This is a genomic window from Halobacillus sp. BBL2006, from assembly GCF_000786645.1.
In the GTDB taxonomy this organism is placed as follows: Bacteria; Bacillota; Bacilli; order Bacillales; family Halobacillaceae; genus Halobacillus.
Window position 1 is genome coordinate 1 of record NZ_JRNX01000084.1, and the last position, 9,053, is coordinate 9,053.

Annotated in this window: 9 protein-coding genes; 8 read left to right on the plus strand and 1 reads right to left on the minus strand. The window is 41.2% G+C overall.

Going from position 1 to position 9,053, the window contains the following annotated elements:
* Positions 1-372 precede the first annotated feature (372 nt).
* Positions 373-1,380, minus strand: coding sequence for a rod-share determining protein MreBH (mreBH, locus tag LD39_RS03195; RefSeq protein ID WP_035542834.1), 1,008 nt, complete (start codon positions 1,378-1,380; stop codon positions 373-375).
* 162 nt (positions 1,381-1,542) lie between these two features.
* Between mreBH and LD39_RS03200 the strand changes: the two genes are divergently transcribed.
* The 8 genes from LD39_RS03200 (at position 1,543) to LD39_RS03235 (ending at position 8,922) form a co-directional block, all read left to right on the plus strand.
* Entirely contained in the window at positions 1,543-2,289 is a 747-nt protein-coding gene (locus tag LD39_RS03200; RefSeq protein ID WP_035542837.1) for a YkgJ family cysteine cluster protein, read from the plus strand.
* The gene (locus LD39_RS03205; protein WP_035542838.1) at positions 2,279-2,923 is read left to right on the plus strand and encodes an MOSC domain-containing protein; all 645 of its coding nucleotides are present in this window, start codon (positions 2,279-2,281) and stop codon (positions 2,921-2,923) included. Before LD39_RS03200 ends, LD39_RS03205 begins: the two co-directional genes overlap by 11 nt.
* Positions 2,924-2,946: 23 nt before the next feature.
* A complete protein-coding gene (locus LD39_RS03210; RefSeq protein WP_035542842.1) occupies positions 2,947-3,318 on the plus strand; it encodes a DUF1992 domain-containing protein in 372 nt (123 codons plus the stop codon).
* A 125-nt stretch (positions 3,319-3,443) separates the two neighbouring features.
* Positions 3,444-4,163, plus strand: coding sequence for an ABC transporter ATP-binding protein (locus LD39_RS03215; protein WP_035542844.1), 720 nt, complete (start codon positions 3,444-3,446; stop codon positions 4,161-4,163).
* Positions 4,160-5,173, plus strand: coding sequence for an ABC transporter permease (locus LD39_RS03220; RefSeq protein ID WP_035542847.1), 1,014 nt, complete (start codon positions 4,160-4,162; stop codon positions 5,171-5,173). The genes LD39_RS03215 and LD39_RS03220 overlap by 4 nt, the downstream gene beginning before the upstream one ends.
* Before the next feature lie 31 nt (positions 5,174-5,204).
* Positions 5,205-5,855 carry a TetR/AcrR family transcriptional regulator gene (locus LD39_RS03225; RefSeq protein WP_035542848.1) on the plus strand — a complete coding sequence of 217 codons (651 nt, stop codon included), beginning with the start codon at positions 5,205-5,207 and terminating at the stop codon, positions 5,853-5,855.
* A 191-nt stretch (positions 5,856-6,046) separates the two neighbouring features.
* Complete coding sequence (locus tag LD39_RS03230; protein WP_035542849.1) at positions 6,047-6,712, plus strand: SOS response-associated peptidase; 666 nt, start codon at positions 6,047-6,049, stop codon at positions 6,710-6,712.
* A gap of 35 nt (positions 6,713-6,747) precedes the next feature.
* Positions 6,748-8,922 (plus strand): EAL domain-containing protein, encoded by a 2,175-nt coding sequence (locus LD39_RS03235; RefSeq protein ID WP_035542851.1) that lies wholly within the window; start codon positions 6,748-6,750, stop codon positions 8,920-8,922.
* The last annotated feature ends 131 nt before the right edge of the window (positions 8,923-9,053 follow it).

Below are 9,053 nucleotides of genomic sequence, written 5' to 3' on the forward strand. Positions count from 1 at the left end.
AGCTCACCACATGCCCATGGAAAGCGAGTGATTTCCCGGACCACCTTTTTCTATCCAAGGCAACGGAAACATAAAAAGTCTCGAAACTGAGTCTTCCGGAATAGGGAGCTTTAGCCGAATAAGTTAAATTGACAAAATGTTTTTAGATAATTATAAAAAACCCCGTTCAAGATGATTTATCTTGAACGGGGTTTTACTAAACAGTCGCTTCCGCACTAATGTTATCCGGTTCCAGCTCCTAGCAACTAGCGAGACTTCTCTCACTTCTGTACGATAAGTCAACATCGGTTCACTACGCTCACCGTGTTTCCTTTATCTCCGTCAGTTCAGTCCAGTCCGTACGTTGCAAAACAGTCGCATCCACACTAATGTTTACTTGCTAGCTTTTTGTAGTTTTTGAATCATTTTCAATGAGCGGCCAGTGCCGATAGCAACAGATTCTAATGGGCTTGGGGCCATATGAACAGGGACAGAGATTTCATTAGATAGCCATTCTTGCATCCCGTTCAATAATGAGCCGCCTCCTGTAAGGATAACGCCGTGGTCGACAATGTCTCCACTTAGTTCTGGCGGGCATTCCTCTAAGGTCGCACGAATCGTCTCAAGTAATTGCTCCAATGATTCTTTCAAAGCGGACTGAATCTCTGTAGATTTCAGTTCAATTGTTTTCGGTAAGCCGGTCACCATATCGCGACCGCGGACGTCCATCATCACTTCCGGATGTTCGACCAATGCATAGCCGATTTCCATTTTGATTTGTTCAGCTGTTCGTTCGCCGATCAATACATTATAGGCTTTACGCACATATTGAATGATTTCTTCGTCCATAACGTCTCCGCCTGTGCGGATGGATTTACAAGAAACAACACCACCGAATGAGATGATGGCAACTTCACTTGTTCCTCCACCTACATCCACGATGACGTTCGCTACAGGTTCATCGACAGGCAAGTCTGCTCCGATAGCAGCAGCGATAGGTTCTTCGATTAGATGCACATGCTTCGCTCCATAGCTTTTCACTGCATTATGAATCGCACGGCGTTCTACGGATGTGGACCCGGATGGTGTACAGATGACAACGGTTGGCTTGCGCATAGAAATGCCTGATTTTTTCGAGACTTTCTTCAAGAGTTCCTTTAACATTTGTGCAGTCATATCATAATCTGCGATGACACCGTCACGCAGTGGTCGCACTGGAATAATGTTCCTTGGGGTCTTTCCGACCATTTCCTTTGCTTCTTTCCCTACAGCGACGACGTTTTTCGTTTCGGTATTATAAGCTACGACAGATGGCTCATTTAATAGAATTCCCTTAGACTTAGAATAGATTAGTATATTTGCTGTACCAAGATCGATACCGATTTCAGCATTTGCTAACATTTAGACGTACCTCCAAAGATGACAGATTCTCTTATAAGACATTCTATCATGATAAAAGTTTTTTGGGGGTCTAACAAGAGGAAATTGGTGGAGAATTGAGTAGTTAAAAGGGTGGATAAACATGTATAATAGAGGCAACGCTAAATGGGGGAGTTTTACCTAATGACACGTTTTCTTAAACATCAAGAAATCCTGAATAAATGCGAACGGATCAATCAGGACTATGAAATAGACCCGGGATTTTTCGATAGGATTGTGGATGACCTTTTAAATAGTGAATTGGATACCGAAGAGGTAATTCTTGAAGGTTTTCAGAGTTTATTGGCTGAAGTTGATAACGAAATTGAGAGAATGGAATCATATAGTGATATGAAGCCCAATTGCTTCAAAGGTTGTGCTTTTTGCTGCTATTTTCCTATTGTAGTGAGTCGGATGGAAGCGAAAATTATGTTTCGTTCAATTGAACAATTTTCCGAAGAAAGAAAAAATGCGATCTTCCGTCACTGGGAAAACTATTATAAGGATCAGTCGGGGAAGCTTGAAAAGGCGTTTTCCATGGATCCCGAGGACCCGCAAACGAAGCTCGCTTACAAACAGTTGAATCTCCCCTGCCCAATGCTGGACCCGGAGACGCAGTTATGTATGGCTTACGAAGTTCGTCCGATTCCATGCCGTACTTATTTGAACTACAGTGATCCTCAAGTGTGCGCAGAGAATCATATGCCGAAAGAACCGTTTAGCTATGAGTTCCTCTACACATATTACTTCGGAGCGATCAATGAATTAATTCAAGTTTTATACGAAAATGGAGAAGAGATTTTTATCGATTATCCGATGGATGCATGGAGTTACGATTATCTTCCTGCATGGGTACTAAAATGGAGAGAGGGGACGTTGAATGAAATATAAATTGCTTTCCTTGAATGTAGGTCGTCCAGAAATTTATCAAACAGATAAAGGTGACCTGGAAAGTGCGTACCGAAAAACACCTGTAAATGAGACGACTTTCTTAACTTATTTGAATTTTAAAGGGGATGAGCAAGCCGATAAAAAAAATCATGGCGGTCGTGATAAGGCGGTATGCCTCTATCCTGCCCAGCACTATCGTCACTGGGAAAAACATTATGGAATCTCGTTTTCTATACCGGCGTTCGGAGAGAACGTAACTGTTGAGGGTATTGAAGAAACGGGTACCCATATCGGGGATATTTTTCAGCTGGGAGAAGCGATTGTTCAAATTACTGAACCCCGTAAGCCTTGTTATATTATTGCACGTACTCACGGAATCGATGACTTCCCCGCTCAAGTGACAGCAAGTGGGTTCACGGGTTTTTATATGAGCGTTCTGAAAGAAGGAAATGTGACGCCAGGGGATATGATGACTTTGATTGAACAGCATCCTGACGAAGTTTCTGTCAGTGAAGTCAATGATGTTCGGTACAACGACAGGCACAATCATCATCGAATAAAACGTATTCTAAAGGTCGATGCATTGTCCGGAAGTCTTAGGGGAACTTTGGAAAAGATGCTGCGGAAAGCATAGCCTTTGATAAAAGGAGGGTCTTTATGGATTTTGGTCACTTGATCGAAGAGAAGATTAAGCAGTCGATTGAAAATGGAGATTTTGAGAATTTGCCTGGAAAAGGGAAACCTCTTCCTAAAGATGACCTCGCTTATGTTCCAGCTGAAATGCGGAACAGCTATCGAATTTTGAAAAACGCGAATATGCTCCCTGAGGAGATGCAGCTACAAAAAGAAATCGTCCAGCTGGAAGAATTGCTTGAAGAAATCAAAGATCCAGAGAAATCTGCCAATGTAAAAAAAGAGCTTTCTGAGAAGCGAATACGTTTTGACTTGATGATGGAAAAGCGGAAGTTGAACCAATCTGGTGCTTTTCATAAATATCAAAACAAAATAAACCGCCGCTTCGGTTTCTGACTATATACGACCTTCGGGTTGTATTTTTTTATCCAGTAAATGAGTGATTACTCACTTTACTTTTTGTTTAAAAAGTGTAATATTAAGAGTGAGTAATCACTCACAAACGAATGGAGGTTTTGCAGATGGATATTGTGCAAATGAATCAAATATCTCACCAATTCGGAAAGACGACAATTATTAAGGATGTTAATCTGGTTATCGAAGAAGGTGAGATCTTTGGTTTGTTAGGTCCTTCAGGTGCTGGTAAAACAACGCTTGTGAAAATGATGACCGGAGTATTGAGCCCTTCAAAGGGAGACGTTTTTCTTAATGGTGAGAAAATGCCTTCGTTAAATCAAATGAAACAATATGGGTTCATGGCACAATCAGATGCTCTTTATCAAGAATTGACGGCAAGAGAAAACCTGGACTTTTTTGCCTCTTTATATAAAATGCCTAAAGCGAGGAAAAAGGAAAGAATTAAGGAAGTCATGGATATGGTTGATTTAACAGATCACCTAGATAAAACTGTAGAAACGTTCTCTGGAGGAATGAAACGCAGGTTGTCCCTTGCTGCAGCCCTTGTACATGAACCAAAGCTGATCATTCTCGATGAACCGACGGTAGGGATCGATCCTGTCTTGAGACAATCGATTTGGGATGAATTGAATCGATTGAAAAGCGATGGAGTCACAATTATCGTCACGACCCACGTTATGGACGAAGCGGAAAAGTGTGATCGTTTAGCAATGCTCCGTTCTGGTAAAGTGATTGCCTTGAACTCTCCTCAATTACTGAAAGAGGGGATAGGTGCAAGGACCTTAGAGGAAGTGTTTCTTTATTATGGAGGTGGGGACAAATGAACACATTGACGGTAATGAAGAGAATACTGATTCAATTTCGACGTGATAAAAGAAGCATGGCTTTGATGATTATTGCTCCGATTTTTGTACTCACACTCATGTGGCTCGTCCTTGATAGTGAGAGTTCTGCGCTTGAAGTCGCGGTCGTTGATGTACCTGATCCGTTCGTTGAAAAATTGGAGTCAGAAGATTTCCAATTGACAGACATGACATTGGCTGAAGCAGAAAATGCCTTGGATGAAGCTGATATCGATGGAATGATTCAATGGAAGGAAAATAAGCCGGTCATTACGCTTGAGGGAAGTGACCCTAATACGGCCGGAGCAGTTCAGAAGGAGCTTAAAAGCGCTCTAAGTAAAGGTGTTGAGCAGCAGTTTGAAGTCAAATTCTGGCATGGATCAGAGGATATGGACTTGTTTGATTATATAGGGCCAGTTCTCATTGGATTTTTCGTATTCTTCTTCGTGTTTATTGTAGGCGGAGTCTCTTTTTTGAGAGAACGCACCCAAGGGACCCTCGAACGACTTTTGTCTACTCCCATCAAACGTAGTGAGTTGGTTTTCGGTTATTTAGGTGGATTTGGACTATTTACGGTATTACAATCCTTATTCATTGCCGCTTACTCGATCTATGTTTTAGACCTGTTCATGACGGGGGCATTCTTATATGTTTTACTCGTTACTTTTTTATTAGCCATGACTGCCTTAAGCTTAGGCACCTTGTTGTCAGCGTTTGCCAAAAATGAGTTCCAGATGATTCAGTTCATTCCGATCGTCATTGTTCCTCAAGTCTTTTTCTCAGGACTTTTTCGTATTGAAGGTCTTGCCTTTTGGCTTCAAGCCATAGGAAAAGTTATGCCTCTTACCTTTGGAGCGGAGGCGTTAAGAGGAATCATGCTTCGAGGAGAAGGATGGGCGGATTTCCAAACTGACATCTATATATTAATTGGGTTTGCCTTGCTATTTACGATTCTTAATATATTCGCATTGAAGCGTCACCGCAGTTTATAATAGAGACAGAAGATGCCGAGGAGGCAAGCGTATGAAAGATTTCGAGAACATTTTAGAAGAAATGGAGCATAGCACAGAAGAAGAACTGACACCGAAGCAAGCTCAAATTCTCCAGGCTGCTGTTGAAATATTTGCTGAGAAAGGGTACGCTTCATCTTCTACCAGTGAAATTGCTTCACGGGCCAATGTGGCCGAAGGGACGATCTTTCGTCACTATAAAACAAAAAAGGAATTGCTGATATCTATTGTCACTCCATTCATGACAAAGTTTACACTTCCGTTTTTTGCGACTCATTTTGCAAAAAACGTGTTCAGTCAACCTCCCGAGGAATTCGAGGAATTGTTGCGAACGGTGCTTAAGAACAGATTCCACTTCGCAAAAGAGAATGCTCCATTGTTGCGCATTGTCATTCAGGAGGTCGCTTTTCACCCTGAACTTCAAGAACGTTTTCAAGAGGTGTTTTTGAAAGAGGTGTTCCCAAAATTCGAAGAAGCACTCAACCACTTGAAAGCGGATGGGAAGCTGGTTGATTTTCCGAATTCAACAATGATTAGGATGATTATATCAGCAATCGTAGGGTTTCTTGTTACCCGTTTTATTATTGCACCGGATTTGGAGTGGAATGATGATGTAGAAATAGATCGCACCATTCATTTCATTATGCATGGATTATCTCAATAACCAACAGAAAGCGCCAGATAATGTGTCTGGCGCTTTTACTTTCTCAATATAAAATTGTATCAACAAGCAACTGTCAAAAGGTAATCATTTCTAGTATGATAGTCTTAATTCACTTCGCTTTGGTTACATTAATTAATAGTATTTTTTTCACCTTGTGTTAATTGATGAACATTATATTGGAGGGGATTTTTGTGTGTGGACGTTTTACACTTTTTGCTGACAAAGCTGAAATAGAAGAGGAGTTCGGTATTCCTCATTCGCTTCAAGATTATGAACCCAGGTACAATATCGCCCCTGGGCAGAAAGTATTGGCTGTTATTCATAATGGAGAAGAAAGACGCGCCGGATACATGCATTGGGGGTTAGTGCCCTCCTGGGCGAAGGACCCGAAGATCGGATATAAAATAATTAATGCCAGAAGCGAAACGGCTCATGAGAAGCCTAGTTTCAAGAAATTAATGGGTAAAAAGCGCTGCTTGATCATAGCGGACAGTTTTTATGAGTGGAGAAAGACAGATTCCGGAAAGCAGCCTTTCAGAATCTCTCTTGAAAATCGGAAGCTTTTTGCTTTCGCCGGGCTATGGGATCAATGGAAAAAGGATGATGAAGAACGATTCACTTGTACGATTCTGACTCAAGAAGCCAACGCTTTCATGAAGGACATTCACCATCGTATGCCTGTTATTCTTCCCAAAAAAGAGCAAGATCTTTGGATTGAGCCCATAAAGTGGAGTCCTGACCAGGCTCATGAATTTGTTGAGCAAATGAGTATGGAAGATTTAGAAGCCTATGAAGTAAGTGAGTACGTAAACGCTGCTAAGAATGAAGGACCAAGATGTATAGAATCGATCGAATAAGGATGAAAGATTAAAGACAGGAGGTGAGGTTTAAAATGAGGTTAGAGCGAAAGGCGGAATTTAATTTAGATCAGATACAGCATCTCATCGAAAAACTGGCTCATGAGGGTCTTGAGGAATGGACACGTGAAGACTTGACGAAACTGAAGGAAAGCGTTTTGTTTAGTCTGGATGCATTTAAAAACTTTCGAAGTTCCTTGCATCATTTTGGAACTCTTTTGTGTTTAGATGAGCGCGGGTTTGTGGATGAATGGGATGACCAGTTCATCAATCTATCAAACTATCAAAAGGCAGAGCTTGAAGGTTTCTCATTCGATCAGCTCCTTACTGATGACGAAAGGAATGCAGATTTCTTTCAATATTGGAATGAAAAAAAGTGGGAAAACGTTTTTGTCGGGGATTTATCCTTTAAACATAAGAACAATCAAGTTTTTTGGATGAAGACGACCATCTTACCTCAACGAGATGATAATAATGAATTAGAATCAGTTGCCGTATTCGGGGTGGATACGACGGATTATAAGCAAAAAGAAAATCAATTGACGGGTCAATATCAGGATAACTTCACGCAAACTATAGATGCATTGATCAATCTTGTGTTCAAAGTTTTCAAAACGGAAAATCATACATACCAATATGCCCTGTTTGAGGGGAGACTTGCAAGAGACCTTAAGCTTACGACTGACAGGTTGAGAGGAAAAGAGTTAAAGGAGATTTTCGGCTGGCAGAAAGCGTCCTTTTACCAACAAAAATATGAGCAGTGTTTTAAAGGGAAAGTTGTATCCTATAAACACCTCTACAAAGGACGTTTTTTTTATACCACCCTTTCCCCAGTTCGGAAAGGAGGAGAGGTTGTAGAAATTATCGGGAGTTCCGTTGAAATTACCTCTTATGAAAAAGCTGAGAATCGTATTCAACATATGGCTTTTCATGATACCCTGACTGACTTACCCAACCGCAGTAAGCTCCAAAAAGATTTATCTGAGCAATTACATGAAAAGGGGAGAAGCTTCGGACTCATGTTCTGTAATCTTGATCGATTCAAATATGTGAATGATGCGATGGGGCACCTTGCTGGGGACCATGTCATCCGCATAATGGCTGAAAGAATCAATAAGGTTCTTTCCAGTGAAGATCAGTTATATCGCCTGGGAGGTGATGAATTCATGATTCGGCTTGGCGATTATCGAGGTCGAAAGGATATTCGTCAATTAGGAAAACAACTTTTGCAGCAAATCAGTTCGCCGATTCATCTGATGGGCAGACAGCTTTTCTTGACAGCGAGCATTAGTGTCGCTCTCTACCCGGAAGATGCTGCAACGGCAGACGAATTGATTGCCCATACCGATGTAGCCATGCATCAGTGCAAAATGAATGGCAGACAAAACATGTTATTTTACACGCCGAAAATGAATCAGTACCATAATCAGATGCTTTCGATGGAAGGAGCTTTACACGAAGCGATAAGCAATAATGAATTATGCTTGTTTTATCAGCCGAAAGTCGATGTGAAAACAGGCTTTATTAGTGGCATGGAAGCGTTAATTCGTTGGGTGCATCCGGAAGAAGGGTATATTTCCCCTGGTAAGTTCATTCCTATTGCTGAAGAAACAGGGTTGATTGAGCAAATAGATGAATGGGTCTTATATGAGGCATGTCGGCAAAGTAGAACGTGGATCGCGGAAGGTTTTGCACCTGAGAGGGTTGCGGTCAATGTGTCAGCGAATGAATTTCAGCGGAAAAACTTTGCTGAGAAGATCCACAGGATTTTAAAAGAGACGCAGTTGGAGCCTCAATTCTTGGAAATCGAAATCACGGAAAATAGTGTGATGAGAAACACAGAAGCTTGCATTAAAACAATGCAGGACTTAAAAGCATTAGGTGTTTCACTGGCGATTGACGATTTCGGAACCGGCTATTCTTCTCTCAGCTATTTGAGACAGTTCCCTATCCATTATTTAAAAGTAGATCAAACATTTATAAAAGGTGTTCTTCACGATCCCAGTGATGCTGAAATCGTTAAAGCGATGATCCAACTGGCGGATGCTTTTAAATTGGAAGTCATTGCAGAAGGGGTAGAGGATGAGGAAGTATTAGAGTTTCTGATGGAAAACCACTGTTCGTATTATCAGGGTTTCCACTTTAGTAAGCCTTTACCACCGGAAGAGATGAAGGAGCTTCTTACGAAGAAACAGACGTACTCATCATGATTTGGTAAATAAAAAGGGGTTGGGACATAATTAAAAGGATCCAATCTAAAGACGAACAAATTAAGGGTAGGGAAATTTAGAAGTAATGGATTGCTCTTAATGACCGCTTCGGAAATACACTCCGCTTTTCG

Coding starts and splice junctions, on each gene's coding strand:
- LD39_RS03215 (WP_035542844.1), top strand. CDS start 3,444: ATGGATATTGTGCAAATGAATCAAATATCTCACCAATTCGGAAAGACG.
- LD39_RS03225 (WP_035542848.1), top strand. CDS start 5,205: ATGAAAGATTTCGAGAACATTTTAGAAGAAATGGAGCATAGCACAGAA.
- LD39_RS03200 (WP_035542837.1), top strand. CDS start 1,543: ATGACACGTTTTCTTAAACATCAAGAAATCCTGAATAAATGCGAACGG.
- LD39_RS03210 (WP_035542842.1), top strand. CDS start 2,947: ATGGATTTTGGTCACTTGATCGAAGAGAAGATTAAGCAGTCGATTGAA.
- LD39_RS03205 (WP_035542838.1), top strand. CDS start 2,279: ATGAAATATAAATTGCTTTCCTTGAATGTAGGTCGTCCAGAAATTTAT.
- mreBH (WP_035542834.1), bottom strand. CDS start 1,380: ATGTTAGCAAATGCTGAAATCGGTATCGATCTTGGTACAGCAAATATA.
- LD39_RS03220 (WP_035542847.1), top strand. CDS start 4,160: ATGAACACATTGACGGTAATGAAGAGAATACTGATTCAATTTCGACGT.
- LD39_RS03235 (WP_035542851.1), top strand. CDS start 6,748: ATGAGGTTAGAGCGAAAGGCGGAATTTAATTTAGATCAGATACAGCAT.